14 protein-coding genes are annotated in these 17,253 nt (G+C 51.4%); 2 read left to right on the forward strand and 12 right to left on the reverse strand.

The genetic code is table 11. The features are described from left to right. Positions 1-153: 153 nt before the first annotated feature. The 3 genes from E2980_RS24560 to E2980_RS05065 form a co-directional block, all read right to left on the reverse strand. A complete protein-coding gene (locus E2980_RS24560; RefSeq protein WP_276322247.1) occupies positions 154-219 on the reverse strand; it encodes a putative motility protein in 66 nt (21 codons plus the stop codon). A gap of 9 nt (positions 220-228) precedes the next feature. Further along, positions 229-2,481, reverse strand: coding sequence for an Ig-like domain-containing protein (locus E2980_RS24565; RefSeq protein WP_240702892.1), 2,253 nt, complete (start codon positions 2,479-2,481; stop codon positions 229-231). Positions 2,482-2,678: 197 nt separating this feature from the next. Then, a complete protein-coding gene (locus tag E2980_RS05065; protein ID WP_135151062.1) occupies positions 2,679-3,059 on the reverse strand; it encodes a kinase-associated lipoprotein B in 381 nt (126 codons plus the stop codon). A gap of 102 nt (positions 3,060-3,161) precedes the next feature. Here E2980_RS05065 and E2980_RS05070 point away from each other — a divergent pair, with 102 nt between their 5' ends. After that, positions 3,162-4,277 carry an MGDG synthase family glycosyltransferase gene (locus E2980_RS05070; RefSeq protein ID WP_135151063.1) on the forward strand — a complete coding sequence of 372 codons (1,116 nt, stop codon included), beginning with the start codon at positions 3,162-3,164 and terminating at the stop codon, positions 4,275-4,277. Between the two features lie 69 nt (positions 4,278-4,346). Here the strand turns inward: E2980_RS05070 and E2980_RS05075 are convergent, their stop codons facing one another. The 5 genes from E2980_RS05075 to E2980_RS05095 form a co-directional block, all read right to left on the reverse strand. Continuing rightward, entirely contained in the window at positions 4,347-5,327 is a 981-nt protein-coding gene (locus E2980_RS05075; protein WP_135151064.1) for a C40 family peptidase, read from the reverse strand. A 260-nt stretch (positions 5,328-5,587) separates the two neighbouring features. Continuing rightward, a complete protein-coding gene (locus E2980_RS05080) occupies positions 5,588-6,466 on the reverse strand; it encodes a cation diffusion facilitator family transporter (RefSeq protein ID WP_135151065.1) in 879 nt (292 codons plus the stop codon). Between the two features lie 186 nt (positions 6,467-6,652). Beyond that, entirely contained in the window at positions 6,653-8,284 is a 1,632-nt protein-coding gene (locus E2980_RS05085; protein ID WP_135151066.1) for an ABC-F family ATP-binding cassette domain-containing protein, read from the reverse strand. Further along, a complete protein-coding gene (locus E2980_RS05090) occupies positions 8,281-9,255 on the reverse strand; it encodes an MBL fold metallo-hydrolase (RefSeq protein WP_135151067.1) in 975 nt (324 codons plus the stop codon). Before E2980_RS05090 ends, E2980_RS05085 begins: the two co-directional genes overlap by 4 nt. Positions 9,256-9,614: 359 nt before the next feature. Then, positions 9,615-11,963, reverse strand: coding sequence for an S-layer homology domain-containing protein (locus E2980_RS05095; protein ID WP_167746979.1), 2,349 nt, complete (start codon positions 11,961-11,963; stop codon positions 9,615-9,617). A gap of 211 nt (positions 11,964-12,174) precedes the next feature. On the opposite strand from E2980_RS05095, the gene E2980_RS05100 reads away from it, so the two are divergent. After that, entirely contained in the window at positions 12,175-13,323 is a 1,149-nt protein-coding gene (locus E2980_RS05100; protein WP_135151069.1) for a virulence factor, read from the forward strand. Between the two features lie 314 nt (positions 13,324-13,637). On the opposite strand, the gene E2980_RS05105 is transcribed toward E2980_RS05100, so the two are convergent. The 4 genes from E2980_RS05105 to E2980_RS05120 are packed head-to-tail and all read right to left on the reverse strand — an operon-like array spanning position 13,638 to position 17,198. Next, a complete protein-coding gene (locus E2980_RS05105) occupies positions 13,638-14,381 on the reverse strand; it encodes a ThuA domain-containing protein (protein WP_135151070.1) in 744 nt (247 codons plus the stop codon). After that, positions 14,378-15,472, reverse strand: a complete 1,095-nt coding sequence (locus E2980_RS05110; RefSeq protein ID WP_167746980.1) for a Gfo/Idh/MocA family protein — start codon at positions 15,470-15,472, stop codon at positions 14,378-14,380. The genes E2980_RS05105 and E2980_RS05110 overlap by 4 nt, the downstream gene beginning before the upstream one ends. A 15-nt stretch (positions 15,473-15,487) precedes the next feature. After that, complete coding sequence (locus tag E2980_RS05115) at positions 15,488-16,315, reverse strand: carbohydrate ABC transporter permease (protein WP_205699921.1); 828 nt, start codon at positions 16,313-16,315, stop codon at positions 15,488-15,490. Beyond that, on the reverse strand, positions 16,305-17,198 hold the full coding sequence (locus E2980_RS05120; protein ID WP_135151072.1) for a carbohydrate ABC transporter permease: 894 nt from the start codon (positions 17,196-17,198) through the stop codon (positions 16,305-16,307). The genes E2980_RS05115 and E2980_RS05120 overlap by 11 nt, the downstream gene beginning before the upstream one ends. Between the last annotated feature and the right edge of the window lie 55 nt (positions 17,199-17,253).

The following is a 17,253-nucleotide window of genomic DNA, read 5'->3' on the forward strand; positions in this document are numbered from 1 at the left end:
TTGTTTGCTGTACGCTTATTCCTTGCTTGGACCAAAAAAACAAACGACACAGGGCTTTTCCCCATGCCGTTTCGGATTTCATTTTAATTCCAGGTCTTGTCTTTGAGCTTAACTTAATGACATTGCCGTCTCGGGAGCCCTTTTTGCATTGACTTAATCTTTAATATCGAGGTTGCCGCCAAGATGAGGCTGAACGCTTTGTTCCATCATTTGCACGATTTCCCCCTCTTACTTCACCGAAACGCGAATCGTAACGGATTTACCTCCGAACGTGCCTTTGATGGATGCGCTGCCTTTGCCGATGACCTTGATGCTGCCGTCGGTTACGGTAGCAACCGTTGCCTTGGAGGTTGTCCATACCGCTAAAGCCGTGACGTTAGCCGTCTTGCCGTTCTCGTAAAGCGCGGTAAGCACGATGCTTGCTTGATCGCCGATTGCTGGCTTAATCGAGGTTGCGGAAGCCGTAAGCTTGGACAGCTTGGCTGTAACTACGTAAGGAATCTCGAGGTTTTTGCCTTGAACGGTTGCAGTAAGCTTGCCGCTGCCCTCTGCTAACCCCTTAACCGAAGCTCCTTTAATCGTCAGGTGTTCATCGCTCGACGCACTCCAATCGATGCGAGAGCCGAGTGTTACTTTTTTGCCACTCTTCGTAATCCCGGTTACTTTGATCGTTTGCGACTTTTTCAAGGTTACGCTCACTTTGGTCGGAGCGATGATGAAGGATGCGAACTCCTCTTCCACCGTCACTTTGATTTTCACCGTTTTGTTCAAGTACGTTCCGGTTAATGTCGCGGTTGCCGGGAGCAAGCCTTTCATTGTCGTTGCCTTGACAAGCAAGTTCGGCGTGGAGGATTTCCAGGTTATTTTATCGGAGATCGTTTCTTCTTCCCCGTCTTCATAAATAAGCTGTATCTTAGGCAAATCGACTTCCTTGCCGATGACGACGCTGATCGTATCCGCGGAAGGGACCAAAGTCAGGATTTTTTTATGAACGTTAATCGTTAATGTATCTTTGATGATCGTTTCGTCCGACGCTTTAATCTGCGCGGTTAGAGTAACGGTTCCGCTCGCGAGAGCTTTCCATTTGCCGTCTTCGATCGCGACGACATCGTCTTCGCTTGAAGACCATTCCACTAATTTGCCGATATCTTTTGAATCGCCTGTTACTGTCTTGCCTGAAACAGCCGGAAGAGTGGCTGTATCTTCTAAGAAAACATCAAGCGAATCCTTGGAGATTTCGACCGTAGTAATCGTCGGAAATACCGTAACGGAAATATCCTTGGATAAGCCTTTATGAGAGACATTGATTTTGGCCGTTCCGACGCCTTTAGGATTTATCCAGACCGTTCCGTCGATTTTCGTTGAAATGGCGGCAACCGCTTGGTCCGCATCGGAAATTTTCCACACGGCTTCGTCGGTAACGAGATCAGGCTCGTCGACCCCTTTTAAAGCCTCCGCCTTCAGCTCAACTCCGGTTCCGTAAAGGGTTAAATAAATCGGCTTATCCGGAGTGACTCTCAGCGCCTCGTATTCCGTCCTCACGATGACGGTTACGGAATCGGTTACGCCATAACGCTTAGCGGAGACGATAGCCGTACCCGCTCCGACAGCCGTCAGCTTGTTCCCCTCCACTTTAACGATCGCTGCATTACTGGTCGACCAAATGTCCGTCTCGTCTAGCGGAACAGTTCCTCCGACTTTCTGAGTCGCTTGGGCCTTGAGGGTTTTATCAGCACCCACGTTCATATCGATCGGACCTTCGATAATCTTACTATCGCTATCTAAAATATCGATCGAGGAGTACGGCGACTCTACGGTTAAAGCGATAGAATCCGATTTCCCTTTGGACTTGACTGTAATCGTAACCGTACCCGCAGTCAGCAACGTAACCGTGCCGCTGCTCACCGTTGCGACAGCCGAGTTCGAGGTCGTCCATTGCGCCGCAGCCGTGATGTCGTCATTCACGGAAGATCCCTTGGTTCCCCATGCCGTCAGCTTAAGCTCAGAACCTAGATTGATATCTTGCTTGTCCGGCGCATCGCCCGTTGCCGTCTTTAATTTCACATCTTCGTAGTAGTACTCGGAAACGACGAGGAAGGTATCCGACTTGTCCTTGTATTTCGCCGTGATCGTAGCCGAAGATACGGCCCCGGTGGCGGTGACGACGCCTTTGACGACCTTAACCGAGGTCGAAGTCGAGGACCAAGTCGCGTCCTCCGTGACGTTTCTGGCAGCAGATACGCCGGAAATATTGGCATAAGCCGTTAAGATGATGGAATTATCTTCTACGTATAATTTCCCGCTCTGGGTATCGGGCGTGAGGTAAACATCGTTCACGGTTTCCTCCGCCGCTGAAGCTGCTCCGGCGAACGAACTGCCCACAATGGCAAACACAAGGAACATCGAGAGAATTCGATTATAAAAGTTGCTGGGACGGGACGACGCGGTCTGGTTTTTCTCTGTTTTGTTCCACATTCTCATTTGTAAGGCGATCCTCCATAGCTGCTTTTTCTATTTAACGCTCTACCTATATAACGGTTTCAACCGGAGAATGTTGAAGATAATTTTGGAAATTCTCATGATTCTCACGCAAAATAAGCACCCCTTAGTTCCGCAAGACTAAGGGGTGCGATCGCAATGTTGAATTTTGTCCGAAAACCGTGACTTAAGTTCTACCCTCACATGCCATAGTCCTTGCGCAGACTTTCCAAGTTCTCCAAGCTGCGCTCCGACCAACGCTTCAAGCGGTCGATACGCTCCATCTCGATGCCAAGCGCGGTCTGCAACGACTCCCGATAGTCGGGAATCGCGCCCGTGTAAGGCTGCACTGTTTGAATCGGCACCCATACCTTCTCGGTATAGGAGAGCGCACGGCGTTCATGAAACATGGCTGCATCCGGGTCATAGGAGCTATGCAGGTCTCCCTGGGTTGGATGCTGAAGCACCGCCAGCACCTTCACCAGCACCCGCCGATCGTCCCGTTCGAACGCTTCGCCGACATAATCCCCTGTTTTATAAGATATTTTCACAATTTCCGGGATTCCGCTTGTTTCATTCATTGTAATCAATTCCTCCTTTGGCTAGTTTCTTCTTATTGTACCACTTGTTCCGCGCCCCTCTTCAGCGTAATATGGTAATAGGTAAAGTGGAGGATTATTTCTATGCGTAAAAAACGAGTTCTGCTGCTTTCCGAAGGTTTCGGTACCGGACATACGCAAGCCGCTTATGCGCTCTCGGTTGGATTGCGCCAGCTATCGCCGCGTATCCAGACGCGCGTCATTGAGTTGGGCACCTTTCTGAATCCCATCATAGGCCCTTTGATACTGTCCGCCTATCGCAAGACCGTGAGCAAACAGCCCAAGCTGGTCGGGAGAATGTACCGAAGCGGCTATCATAAATCATTAAACCGAATGACGCAATTCGCCTTGCACCGGTTATTTTACAATCAAGTCGCGGACGTCGTCCGTCAATTGAAGCCGGATTCCATCGTCTGCACCCACCCTGTACCCAATGCCGTCGTAAGTCGGTTGAAAAGGCTTGGGTTGGATGTTCCTTTGTATACGCTAATAACGGACTACGATGCCCACGCGTCTTGGACCAATCCGGAGGTTAACACCTACCTGGTAAGCACCCCTGCCGTTCGGAATAAACTAATCGCACGCGGCGTTCCACCTACGTCGATCGAAGTAACCGGCATTCCCGTTCATCCGAACTTCTGGCACCCTCATGACAGGGCCGAAATCCTATCGCAATTCAAGCTGAAGGACATGCCTACTGTCCTCATTATGGGCGGAGGCTGGGGATTGCTATACGGAGAAGAGCTCGTGGAGTATATGGCCGCCTATACGGATCGCGTTCAGCTTATCTTGTGCATGGGCAACAACGAGAAAGCCAAGGAGAAGCTGCTCTCCGATTCGCGATTCCAGCATAAGAACGTACATGTGCTTGGATTTACGAAGGAAATCAGCAAGCTGATGGACGTCTCGGATTTGCTCGTCACCAAACCGGGCGGAATGACCTGCACGGAAGGCATGTCCAAAGGAATTCCGATGCTCTTCTACGAGCCCATCCCGGGTCAAGAGGAAGAGAATGCCGAATATTTCGTCACCCATGGCTTTGGGGAATTGATGAAGAACAGCGAAACGATAGACCGGTGGTTCCGTTTGATCCAAGAGCCGTACGCGGCCTATCAGCACCGGGATAGTCTTCTCGCTCTACGCAATGCGGAATATCACCCGGCCAAGTGCTCCGAGGCTGTACTGGCATTGATGGAATAGTTTAATTTATGAAAAAAGAGTTCGAGCGCCGCGACATGCGGTACCCGAACTCTTTTTTAGTTATGGAATTTACAACGCGCTGCCGCCAAACAAGAACCGGTGCTCCCAATGCTTGCCGACAATACTGTCGGTCCGAACTCCGCCGGATGCAACGGAATAAGTTTGCAGCACCTTACCGTCGCCCAAATAGATGGCCACATGCGAGATTCTCTCTTCGAAAGGACGTTTGCCCGCATAGCTGGATGCTTTCGTGCCTTTATAATCCATGAAGAACATCAAATCTCCACGCTTTAGCGAATGCCAGTCCGTAGTAACCGGGCTCTTGTCTCGTACATAGGCGCCTTGCGTGCGCGAGCTCGCGGGAAGAGTGACGTTCAATGCATCCTTGAAAGCCTGGCGCACGAAATCCGAGCAATCGAATGTCGTCGTCGTGTTGCGGTTTGAACCAAATTCATAGGGAGTGCCCAGATATTTAAGCCCTGCCGCTATCACTTTCTCGACCTGCTGGCTCGGCGTCGGCGTTGGTGCCGGAGTTGGAGCCGGCTTCTGCGGAAGAGATGCTGTCAGCTTAACGTATTGCGTAGAACTGCTCACGTATCCGGTAGCTCCCGAAGCATCCTTAACCGCATACCAATAGGAGTTTACAACGCTCGTTATCGTGATCCGCTCGTCCCTTTGGAGATAACGGATGAGCGCTCCGTTCGTAGAAGGCGCGTTGCGGAAGGATACCGACGATACGACGATCGCGTTTGTACCCGCCTGGCCCTGTTCGGGCTCTTTATAACTGATATATTTAGAATTAGAGGAAACGTAGCCGACGATGCCTTTGCCGTCCTGTACTTTAAGCCAATAGGAATTGGTCTTTTCCAGCACGGAAACCGTTTCTCCCGCTTTCAAATACTTCATGACGTTCGACGACGTGCTAGGACCGCTTCTAAAGCTAACCGATGATACGACTACCGCAGTTGTTCCTTGCTGCGCTGCCGCAAAGGCAGGAATGGATACGAACAACAATACCGACGCGATGAATAGGATGATGCCTTTTTTCAACCGTTTCGTCCTCCTATGGAATCCATTTTAGGTAGCAAAAAGCGCTCCTACTTGTCCATTATAGGGGGACTTGGGGATCCTTCCATGAGTCGTCATTCTCAGACCGAATATCCTTCATGGGAAAAGAGTTCCATATTCGTCTAGGTACGGAGAACGGGAAGCCCCGCAGGTCAAGGGGAAACAAGAGGGGAAATGGGCAGGGGCAGGGAGTAATTACCACGCAGGTATTGCTGATTTAGCAGATATTCCGCCTATTCCGCCTATTGCGCCGTAGAATCATCAGGCTCTACATGAACATGCACAGTCTCGATGTCATGCTTCCGCTTCATTCTTCGCTCTATGGTGTCGCATATTTCATGGCTTTCCACCAAGGAGATGGACGGATTCACTACGATGACGACATCCACTAGCACGGTGCTCCCGTGAATCCTTGCCCGAATGTCTTTAATAGCTTTAACGCCTTTCGTCTTTTCGACCGTAGTCCGCAGGCTCATGAGCTGCTGTACGTCAAACCCGTCAGTTAGCGTATGGGTCGCCGATATGAAAATATCCCAAGCGGTCTTCAGGATGATACAGCCGACGGCAATCGCAGCGACTCCATCTAACCAGGGGAGACCTAGACGCGTGCCGAAAATACCGATCGCCGCGCCGATGCTTACAAGGGCATCCGATCGATTATCTTGGGCGGCAGCCAGCAGGGCTTGATTGTGGATCCGCCTGGCTAGTCTGATATTGTATAGGTAGATTCCATACATTAAACCCGCTGCGACCAGCGCTACCCATCCCGCATTGAGATCGGGTGTCGTGAACTCCCCTTTCCATAGATTGCGCACTGCGGCTATAAGAACCTGAAGGCCTACTGTCCCCATGATAAAGGAAGCCAACAGAGCAGCGATCGTCTCCGCCCGCAGATGGCCATAAGGATGATCTTGGTCCGGCGGCTTGCGTGAGATTCGAAGCCCGATGAGCACGGCAGCCGACGCCACGATATCGGTCACATTGTTTAAGCCGTCTGCCGTTAACGCCTCGGATGCGAAAAGCCAACCCGCGGCCAGCTTCAAGGAGGAGAGCACGAGGTAGGCCCCGATGCTGATCCAGGCGCCCTTCTCTCCTTTTTTGATATCGCCGTAGATATCCATTCCGCGTCCCCCATTTTCTAACCTTTTTGCACAACGACCATCGCAATAGTTTAACCTTAGATCCCAATCCCAAAACATGCCAGCAAGCATAAACGTCTGTCGCCGTCCTTAGGGATGGCGACAATACGTTTATGTCGGAGGTTATACAAAAAACGCTCGCCGGATTTCCCGGCAAGCGTCGCATTCTTATTTTCTCATATCCTCCGGAATCAATTGTGCCCGAAGCGCCTGAACTTCCGGGTGCTCCAAGTATTCGTCGAAGGTCATCATCCGGTCGATGACGCCGTTCGGCGTAATCTCGATGATCCGGTTGGCGATCGTCTGCATGAACTGATGGTCATGGGACGTGAAGATAATCGGACCGTCGAAGTCGATCAACCCGTTATTGAGCGCCGTAATGGACTCCAAGTCCAAATGGTTCGTCGGCTCGTCAAGCAACAGCACGTTCCCGTTCGTAAGCATCATGCGGGAAAGCATGCAGCGTACTTTTTCTCCCCCCGACAAGACGGAGCCCTTCTTCAGAGCCTCGTCGCCCGAGAACAACATCCGGCCAAGGAATCCGCGGATGAACGATTCGTCCGGATCCTTGGTGTATTGGCGCAGCCATTCGACCAAGTTCAGGTCCACGCCGTCGAAGTAAGCGGAGTTTTCCTTAGGAAAATAAGCCTTAACCGCGGTTACTCCCCAAGTTACGGAACCTTCGTCAGGCTCCTTTTCTCCTACGAGAATTTGGAACAGAAGCGTCTTGGCATGGCCGTAAGGACCTACCAAAGCGATCTTGTCGCCTTTGTTAACGACGAAGTTGACGCCGTTAAGAATCTTCTCCCCTTCCAAGGCAGCGGTCAGATTCTCTACCGTTACTACTTGCTTGCCTACTTCGCGCTCAGGCTTGAAATTAATGAATGGATATTTGCGGTTGGAAGGACGGATATCGTCCAAAGAAATCTTGTCGAGCAACTTCTTACGGCTGGTCGCTTGCTTCGCTTTGGATTTATTGGCGGAGAACCGCTGAACGAACTCTTGCAGCTCTTTAATCTTATCTTCCTTTTTCTTGTTCTGATCGCGCATGAGCCTCATGGCCAATTGGCTGGACTCGTACCAGAAGTCGTAGTTGCCGACGTACATTTGGATTTTACCGTAATCGATATCCGCGATATGCGTACAAACTTGGTTCAAGAAGTGCCTGTCATGGGATACGACGATAACGGTACCTTCATAGCGGGAAAGGAAATCTTCCAACCAATTGATGGACTCGAGGTCCAAGTGGTTGGTAGGCTCATCGAGAAGCAAGATATTAGGGCTTCCGAACAAAGCTTGCGCGAGCAATACGCGAACCTTCTCGTTACCGCTGAGCTCCGACATTTTCTTGTCGTGAAGCTCGGTCGTGATTCCGAGACCGTTCAGCATGCCGGCAGCTTCGCTCTCGGCTTCCCAGCCGTTCATTTCCGCGAATTCCGCTTCAAGCTCGCCCGCGCGCATGCCGTCTTCGTCGGAGAAATCTTCTTTAAGATAAATAGCGTCCTTCTCTTTCATAACCTTATAGAGCTTCTCATGGCCCATGATGACCGTCTCTAGCACGTTGAATTCATCATACTCGTAGTGGTTTTGTTTCAGAACGGCCAAACGCTCGCCCGGGGTAATATGAACTTCGCCCGAGCTGGATTCCACTTCTCCGGACAGAATCTTAAGGAACGTGGATTTACCCGCTCCGTTAGCTCCGATCAAACCATAGCAGTTGCCGGGGGTGAATTTGATATTTACATCTTCGAACAGGGGGCGCTTGCCGAAACGCAGGCTTACGCCGGATACGGTAATCATGAGTCTAATCCATCCTTTGCTTTAAGGGTTTCTGTATGACTGTTTTCGAAGCGCATCGTCTCGCCGTGCTGGAGCAGCAATAGCTTCTCTTGCGGGATGCCGAGCTTTACTCTGGCCGTCTCCAATCGCTGCAAGGCTTCCGCGGGAGTATCGTCGGACAGCTTAAACGCGCCGTAATGCATGGGTACGAAATATTTCGCTCTCACGTCCAGGAATGCCTGCAAGGCCTCTTCCGGACTGACATGCTGCGATGCCATGAACCATTCGGGATCGTACGCTCCTATGGGAAGCAAGGCCACGTCGATATCGAACTTCCGTCCGATCTCGTTAAACCCGCGGAAGTAGCCGCTATCCCCGGCAAAATAAATCGTCGGTCCGTGATCGATCTGCAGCACCCAGCCGCCCCAGTGGGAAGTATTCATATCCCAAGGATTGCGGCGGGTCCAGTGCTGTGCGGGAACGAAAGTAAACTTTACCCCATGGAAAGAAATATCCTCCCACCAGTGAAGCTCCTTCGATTGAAGAAAACCCCTTACCATGAGCTTCTTCCTCAGACCCGCGGGCACGATCATTTTCTTGGGGCCTCTAAGCCGGCGAAGAGATCCTACGTGCAAATGGTCATAGTGGGCATGGGAGATAAGCACGACGTCTACGGACGGCATGTCCGATAGTTCGATACCGGGGGGTGCCAGCCTCTTTTGAAATGCCATTCTCCGCGCCCATACGGGATCCGTGACGATGTTCAAGCCCGCCATTTGTATGAGAAAAGTAGAGTGCCCAATCCATGTTATGGACGGCTCGCTGCGGTTATGCTGTAGGAACCTTAGGTCTGGCGCCACGCTGGGAACGCACTCTCCGTATCCCTTGTTGCGCAGCTTGCGGAACCGATCCTCACGCCAACGGTCGAATTGATCCTTGGATGCTTTGCCAGCACCTACGGAATCCAAGTTGCCGAAGCGTCTTCTAAGCATGAAATCCCTCCGATGATGTGTTCATGTATACTATATCAGGAAACGCCGAATTGTACCAAGTAGGCGAAGAAAAAAAGGGGTATCCCTCTTTCTTAACCTATTTATGCAGCGATAAACCCATGAAAAAACCAGCTTCGCCGCCCTTTAGACGATTGTATCGCATGCGCATGGATGAGTTGGTAGGATTTCGGTTACTACTTAGGTCTCCTTTTTTTAGGGAGCGATACAAGGCACTTTTTTGGCCTTCAGCTCGATTCGACTGCTGCGGGCAGAGCTAACTCCATTTCGTGACTCCTCTGGGATCTGTCAAAAATGAAAACCCTTCAAACCCGAAACGGATCTGAAGGGCTTCATTCTGCTTATCTCGATAACGGTCGGTCAAGCTCGCCTTGGATTCGGGCCAATCGGTACAAAATCGTTGCAGCGTCCGCGACCGTTACATTACCTTGAGGGCGGAAGCTGCCTTCCTTCGCGTTCATTAACCCTAACCTTAGCGCCAATTCGACCGCTCCCGGATTAACGATGGCCTTCGAATCCTTCAGTCCGCTTACTGAAGCGGCCGTACCCAGGCGCACCGAAAGCTTTTCGTATCCCGTTATCTTCGCTAAATACCCCGCTAACAGATCGCGCGTTATTTCTGCTTCGGGATGAAGCTTCTCGTTGCCATCGGCCTTTAGCCAGCCTGTTCCTATCCAATAATTGACCGAGCGATAATATGGCGATTTCTCATCGACATCGGCGTAGAGCTTCTCTGCCGCTGCGCCGTAATAATTGTAATTCGGATTTTCGACATACGGGCTTGAAGCCAACGCAACCATCCGTATGAGATCTCCCGTCGTGATCTTTTTGTTCGGATGAACCTTGCCTTCTGCATCCGGCACCAGTACTCCATGCTCGATTGCAGTCTGAAGCGCCGTTCGGGCCCAATGGGACTGGATATCCGTCGGTTCGGCGGATGTCCCTGCTCCTTGGAGATTTCCGTATAGAGAAACCATCTTGCCGCTGATTGCGTCCACCATCCGATAGAACGGTTCTCCGTATTCCCGATCGATAGGAACGTACGCTAGCGTCATCGTTACGGGAATAGGTTTGCCCGAAGGTGAAAGCGAATAGCCCCCGGATCTGACATAAACTAAATCCATCTGCGTGGACGATAGCATCTTGCTCTTCGCTTCCTCCGGCTTCAGCGTCGCTTTTAACAGGTCAAGCTGCTCTGTCGATCCCATTCCGAGCGATGAGTTCATCCCCACCAAGCGTCCCTCATGGTTTAACGTCAACGATATGTTGCGGGTCTGTACCATTAAATCGCGATAAAACAATTGATAGGTAAGCGTCACGTCGCTCGAATCCTGGATAGCCGCATCTGCGGACGTGTCCAGCCGCCTGTAGCTGGCTCCATCCGGAACGTGGCCGAGGATCCATGCATCGGCGATCTGAACCGCTTTTTCTTTCGGAAGTGCCGGTTTTTCCGCCGCTTCTTCGTTCGCGCCGGGACCCCAACGATCTACGTAGAAAGATAACAGTACACCCGTTTCCGCATCCACCTGCGCGCTGCGTCCATCATAGAAGCTATTGTTATCTTTGCCCCATCGCAAATGCCAGGTGTCATGCTCTCCATTGCGTCCTTTGTTTAATTGCTTGCTTTGAACCTTATACGTTTCCGGAATATCGGCGATCGTCGAAATCGATTTAATCGCCTCCTCTGCCGTGACTGGGTGCGATTTGTAAGGCTCGCCAGTTGCCGCAAGAGCGACATACGTATAAGGCTTGCTTATATCCAACTTTTGATTCAATCCATCCGTCCACTGTCCGGTTTGGGCATCAAGCACATTCAACGGGATTTCCGGAACGTAAGCCAGACTCCATTTCTCCGGGACGCGATTCCATTGGTAATCCGCCGGAACGTAAGCAAGCGTTAGCTTCAGATCTTGCTCCCACTGTTTTGCCGCTTCCGTAAGGGTCAGCTTGGGTTTGGACGGAGGAAAGGAAAGACCTGAACCTGCATAATAAAAATTCGTGACGGTTCCGTTCCCGCTTATGTTGACTTGAATGGATTGCCCTTGAATCTTCACCCCGTCATGCGAAGCCTGGAAGGAAAGCGAATATACGATCGGACCGAATAAAGGTGTGACCGTCAGCCCATATTTAAACTTGGTTTCCTGCAGCGTCTGCGACTGAAGGGACGGCACGGCTTTCCCGATAAACTTGCGAGCGAGCTCCAGCGCCTGCTGCTTGCTCACCTTCGGCGGGTAGAAGGAAGGCTCGGAAAATATGTCGCTCGGTATACCCATTTGGAGCAAGTCACCTGTTACCGCGCTTACATCGCTGGAAAATCCGCTTGAGTGGTTCCCTCTTTGAACCGTCCACGAGATTTGCCATACCGGGTCGTTATTACCCATTTGACCCGACTCATTGCCTTCGATCAGCCGCGTATCGCTCATTTGCGCATCCTTTAATACCGGGAATAACTCCCTGACTTTCGCGGCCGCTTGCTCTTCGGTAATTTTCACTCGGGAAGGATCGATGATACCGGACGAGGAGTTCTGCATCGGCTCCGCGGCGCTTGTTGCGCTGGATGACATGCCAGCGCTTTCCGCCCCCGCAATCGGAACGGTTAAAAATACGAATAATACTGCAGCAGCCAGCGTTCCAACGGCATTCGCGCGATAGTTACGGACAGATCGGCGCCGTTGTGGAGAAATAGACATCTCATTCATCCTCTCATAGGGCTAACATTCATCCATGGTATGCCTGTAATAGGCACAATCGATGATAATGATATAACGCCGCAAAAAGGTAATGGTTTCCTTTTTCTGCTGGAATTTAGGTAATTTTAAAGTGAGGGCGAAGCTCGTTTTTGGCAAATCGGCGCCAGTTGCGGTATTGTGGAGTTAAACGAAGGAAAGCGAGGGGTATTCCATGAAGCTATTGTCCATTGAACCGACCCCAAGTCCAAATACGATGAAGCTGAACGTGGACGTCAAGCTAGAGGCGGGCGTTCAGCTTAATTACGGCGGCAAAGACGGTTTAACCGCAGCTCCTCCGCTCATTGCGAAGCTGTTGGAAGTTCCGGGAGTTAAGTCGATCTTTCATACGTCCGATTTCCTCGCGCTCGACCGCAGAGGTAACTCGGACTGGGCTACCATACTGGACGGAGTAAGGGAAGCCTTTGGCATCGCGGGAAGCGGTTCGCTTACCGCTGGCGCCGAGGAAGCCGCAGGTTTCGGAGAAGCGGGCGTCCGCGTGCAAATGTTCCGCGGCATCCCGATGCAGATCCGCGTACGGAGCGGCGGACAAGAGTTTCGCGCGGCCATGCCGGCGCGGTTTAACCAGGCCGTGTCGGAGGCCGCGGGATCTACGATGATCCGCGAGCGCATGCTCGAGGATCTGGGGGTGCGATACGGCGAACCGAAGGACATTCTGGACGAGGTGCAGCGGGAATTAGAAGCCGCGTATTCAGAGGCGCGGCTTAAGGATTTGGTTGAGCATGCCAAAGCAGCCGGGCCCGAGGGCGCGCTGCCTGCTCCTCCCGCTCCATTAACGGGAGATGAGGTGCTGCGGGCGCTGGATTCCCAGGATTGGCGAGAAAGGTATGCGGCTCTGGAGCGGTTAAAGCCCATTGCCGATGATTTGCCGGTGTTGGATAAGGCGTTAAAGGATAGCCAGATGTCCGTAAGGCGACTTGCCGTCGTCTATCTAGGCGATTTGCGCACTCCGGAAGCGATGCCGCATTTGTTTACAGCGCTTAAAGACACCTCGGGATCCGTCCGCCGGACTGCCGGTGATACGTTATCCGATATCGGCGACCCTGCCGCGATCCAGCCGATGGTTGAAGCGCTTGAAGACTCCAACAAGCTCGTCCGTTGGCGGGCAGCGCGGTTTCTCTATGAGGCGGGAGACGATTCGGCTTTGGAAGCCCTAAGGAAGTCAGCGGCCAGCGAAGCCGAATTCGAGGTCAAGCTCCAGGCCGAGATGGCGGTTGCCAGAATCGAGCGCGGCGAAGAAGCCGCCGGTTCCGTCTGGCAGCAAATGACCCGAATGAGAGAGAAACAACAGGAAGATGTTTAAAAACTTGTAATGAGATCGTAATATCTCTTTCATCTTCTCTTCATGTTCAAAGGTTAAGATACATACATGACCCCCCTTTGAAATATAAACCTTGAGGCTTGCGGCCCGATGCCGCAAGCCTCCTTTTTTTTATCTCAAGATCTTCCTAACCTATTGGATCCGAATGACTCTATCGGCTTATGACAACGCTTTCTCGATTGTAACGGAACCGTAATATCCCCTTCATCTTCTCTTCATATAGGGGGGTTACAATACATACATGACCCCCCTTTTCAATAATATATCTTGAGGCTTGCGGCTCGGTTGCCGCAAGCCTACTTTTTTGTTGCCGCGATAACTTCAAGAGGCTTCGCATTGCCATAGAAAGGATTTGCTCCCCGTTCGCTGCCTGCCCACTTCACCGCGTTCGCAATGATTCGAAGGATGGGTTCCCGGTAATAAGTCGGGTACGTTTCGTGCCCCGGCCGGAAGTAGAAGATTTTTCCCTGGCCCCTGCTGAAGGTAACCCCGCTGCGGAAGACCTCTCCGCCTTCGAACCAACTGACTAACACAAGCTCGTCCGGATCGGGAATGTCGAAGAATTCACCGTACATTTCTTCCTTTTCCAGCTCGATATATTCCGGTATTCCAGCCACGATCGGGTGAGCCGGCTTCACGACCCATAGTCTTTCTTTCTCGTCCGCTTCCCGCCATTTCAGCGCGCAAGACGTACCTAAGAGCTTTTTGAATATTTTAGAATAGTGCCCCGAATGCAGAACGATCAATCCCATCCCCTGCAGCACGCGCTCCTGTACCCGCTGTACGATTCCATCGTCGACCTCGTCGTGGGCTTGATGCCCCCACCAGACGAGAACGTCGGTTTCGTTCAGAACAGCCTCGGTCAAACCATGCTGCGGCTCATCCAATGTTGCCGTGCCGATATCGAAACCAAACGGCATAAGTCCGTTTTTCAAAGCTGCGTGTATCCCATCCGGGTATACCTTGGTCACTTCCGGGTTATTGCGTTCATGGCGGAACTCGTTCCATATCGTCACTCTTAGGTTTGTTGTCCCGCTCATTTGTTCACCTCTTGCGTTTCCAGCAGTTTCTTGCCGATCTCGGCAACTGCAACGGTTCTTTTCTCCATATCGGCTTGCGCCACGGCTTCCAACGCGCGTTGGTTCAAGTAGCCGTCGCGCAGCGTCGCCGTTTCTTCTCGCACGGTACCCCTGACTAAATCGACGAAATCCTGCATTTGCTTGAGATGGTATTGCTCGGGTACCGAAAGTTCCTCATGAACCGGATTGCCCTCTGCGTTCTGGTGAACATAGTGCAACGTATTTCCGTATTCCCATCCCATACGCAGAGAGCCTGTATCTCCGTAAACGGAAATCTCGAATTGATTCTGACTGCCGAACGCGTTGCGGGAAGTTTGGAAGACAGCCGGAATTCCTTGATCCAATACCGCAACGAAAGCCGCAAAATCGTCAATATCCACGACTACCGGGTTTCCCGTAACGGGGTCTGCCCGTTGCGTAATTAACGAGCTCATCATCGAGGATATTTCCACCGGTTCCCCGATCAAGAAACGAGCGGCGTCCAACATATGCGAGCCCAGATCTCCCAGAGTTCCCGTGCCGGTCACCGACTTATCCATGCGCCAATTCATGGGGGTTTTGAACAAAGGCCCGCCCCACTGTTGCAAGTATTGGAAGAAAACATGGCATACGGTTCCGATTCGACCGTCTTTGATCATTTCCCTGGCCATACGGAAGGACGGAGTGTACCGGTAGGAGAATCCGACCATGCAGGTAGACGGATGCTTCGAGGAAAGCTCAAGCAGCGCTTCCGCCTCTTCGAAGGTCCGGGTAAATGGTTTCTCCGTCATGATCGGCTTACCGTGGAGCAGGCATAAGCGAATGATTTCATAATGGACGTTATTCGGAGTAATGGAGAGAACCGCGTCGACATTAGGATCTTTGATCAAATTCTCGGGTTCCGCATAACGCGAGCTCTCGTCGATTCCCAGCTTGCCAGCCCATTCCGATACTTTAACGCTATCGCGATCGCAGACGGCCGTAATAGCCGCTCCCGTAATTTGCTCGATTTGCTCCGCATGAACCGCAGCCATGCCGCCTAGACCTATTAATCCTAACCGTATTTCTTTCATATCCATTCCTCCGTTTTACTTGATTCCTGTCATGGTCATTCCTTTGATGAAGTAGCGCTGGGCGAAAAGGTATACTCCGAATATCGGCAAGAAGCTGATGACGTTGCCTGCCATCAGAAGGTTCCACTCCGTCGACCACTTCCCTTGAAGCTTGCTAAGACCTAGCGGTAAAGTCATGAGCTCCTTACTGTTGGTCACGATGAGCGGCCATAGAAAACTGTTCCAAGAGCTCATAAATGCGAATATAGTCAAAGCGGCAAGCGTCGGTTTAATAAGAGGCAGAATGACGCTGCCAAATACCCGGTAATAGGAAGCTCCGTCCATAAACGCGGCCTCGAGAAGCTCGTTCGGAATCGTCATGATGTTCTGACGCAGCAGGAATATTCCGTATGCGCTGAAAATCCCAGGTAAAATAAGGCCCGCGTAGGTGTCGATCAAGTTCGTTTGCGCAAATAAGATAAAGAGCGGCACCATCGTCACTTGAGCCGGAATCATCATCGTTGTCAGGAATAACATAAATACGGCTTGATTGCCTTTGAACGCGATTTTTGCGAAGACATACGCCGCCATTGCGCAGACGAGCAGTTGAAGAACCGTAGTCGCGACTGCGACGCCGACGCTGTTCAGCAGAAACCGGTATAAAGGGAAGAATTGCTCGATCTGCCTAAAGTTATCGAAATTCCAATGGGACGGCAAAAGCTGCGGAGGCATCTTAACCACTTCCAAGCTATCCTTGAACCCGCCGGACACCATCCATACGAATGGAAAAAGGAGTGTAACCGAGGCTGCAAGCAGGAACAAATGAATCATGCCGTTCTTAATCATCCATGCTCTACCTCTCATAGACAACCCACCTCCGTTGAAGCCACTGCATAACCATCGTCACGGAGAAAATGATCACGAAGAGCACCCAGGACTGAGCAGCGGCAAAACCCATCTTGTTGAATTGAAAAGCGTTGCGATACACTTGCTCGACGATCGTGCTGGTTGCTCCGGCCGGACCGCCATTCGTCATGATCAGTACCTGGTCAAACAGTTGGAAGGAATTGATTAGAGATATCGTAACGACAAAAAACAACGTCGGCGAAAGCAAAGGAATCGTAATTTGCCATAATTTGCGCCAGGCTGACGCTCCATCCAGATCCGCTGCCTCGTAATAATCATCCGAAATATCTTGCAAGCCTGCGAGCAGGATAATGGAGACGAACCCTATGTCTTTCCAGACCGTTACGGCAATAATGGCCACCATAGCCCAGAAGTCATCCTGTAACCAGATCGGACCTTGTATTCCGACCAACGACAATAAATAATTAACTAGCCCGCTTTGCCCATTCAGCAGCCACCGCCAAACGATCGAGACGGCAACCCATGACGTAATCACCGGCACGAATACGGCCGCGCGATAAAACTTGATGCCGCGAATATTCCGGTTCAGCAGAACGGCGAAGAAAGTACCTAGCACCGTAATGAAAGGCATGTAACCAATCAGGAATATAAATATGTTCTTAATAGAAGTGTAGGACTTGTCATCCTTGAAAACATCCGCGTAGTTATCCCAGCCGATGAAATGAATCTGCGTCCATTTGCTTAGTAAATCCCAATCGGAGAAGCTGATGATTACGGATGACGCCATCGGCAAAAGCTGGAACGCCGCTAAGCCGATCAGCGCCGGAAGCAAGAATACGAATGCGGCAATCCGACGGTTCCATTTACGCTGTCCAACCATCCTCACGTTCCTCTCTCTTAGAAGTGACCGTATACGAAATATTGACTCCGCTATA

The sequence above is a fragment of the Cohnella luojiensis genome, from assembly GCF_004564235.1.
GTDB lineage: Bacteria > Bacillota > Bacilli > Paenibacillales > Paenibacillaceae > Cohnella > Cohnella luojiensis.

Coding starts and splice junctions, on each gene's coding strand:
- E2980_RS05085 (WP_135151066.1), bottom strand. CDS start 8,284: ATGATTACCGTATCCGGCGTAAGCCTGCGTTTCGGCAAGCGCCCCCTG.
- E2980_RS05090 (WP_135151067.1), bottom strand. CDS start 9,255: ATGCTTAGAAGACGCTTCGGCAACTTGGATTCCGTAGGTGCTGGCAAA.
- E2980_RS05115 (WP_205699921.1), bottom strand. CDS start 16,315: ATGAGAGGTAGAGCATGGATGATTAAGAACGGCATGATTCATTTGTTC.
- E2980_RS05095 (WP_167746979.1), bottom strand. CDS start 11,963: ATGTCTATTTCTCCACAACGGCGCCGATCTGTCCGTAACTATCGCGCG.
- E2980_RS05105 (WP_135151070.1), bottom strand. CDS start 14,381: ATGAGCGGGACAACAAACCTAAGAGTGACGATATGGAACGAGTTCCGC.
- E2980_RS05120 (WP_135151072.1), bottom strand. CDS start 17,198: ATGGTTGGACAGCGTAAATGGAACCGTCGGATTGCCGCATTCGTATTC.
- E2980_RS05100 (WP_135151069.1), top strand. CDS start 12,175: ATGAAGCTATTGTCCATTGAACCGACCCCAAGTCCAAATACGATGAAG.
- E2980_RS05110 (WP_167746980.1), bottom strand. CDS start 15,472: ATGAAAGAAATACGGTTAGGATTAATAGGTCTAGGCGGCATGGCTGCG.
- E2980_RS05070 (WP_135151063.1), top strand. CDS start 3,162: ATGCGTAAAAAACGAGTTCTGCTGCTTTCCGAAGGTTTCGGTACCGGA.
- E2980_RS05080 (WP_135151065.1), bottom strand. CDS start 6,466: ATGGATATCTACGGCGATATCAAAAAAGGAGAGAAGGGCGCCTGGATC.
- E2980_RS05065 (WP_135151062.1), bottom strand. CDS start 3,059: ATGAATGAAACAAGCGGAATCCCGGAAATTGTGAAAATATCTTATAAA.
- E2980_RS24565 (WP_240702892.1), bottom strand. CDS start 2,481: ATGAGAATGTGGAACAAAACAGAGAAAAACCAGACCGCGTCGTCCCGT.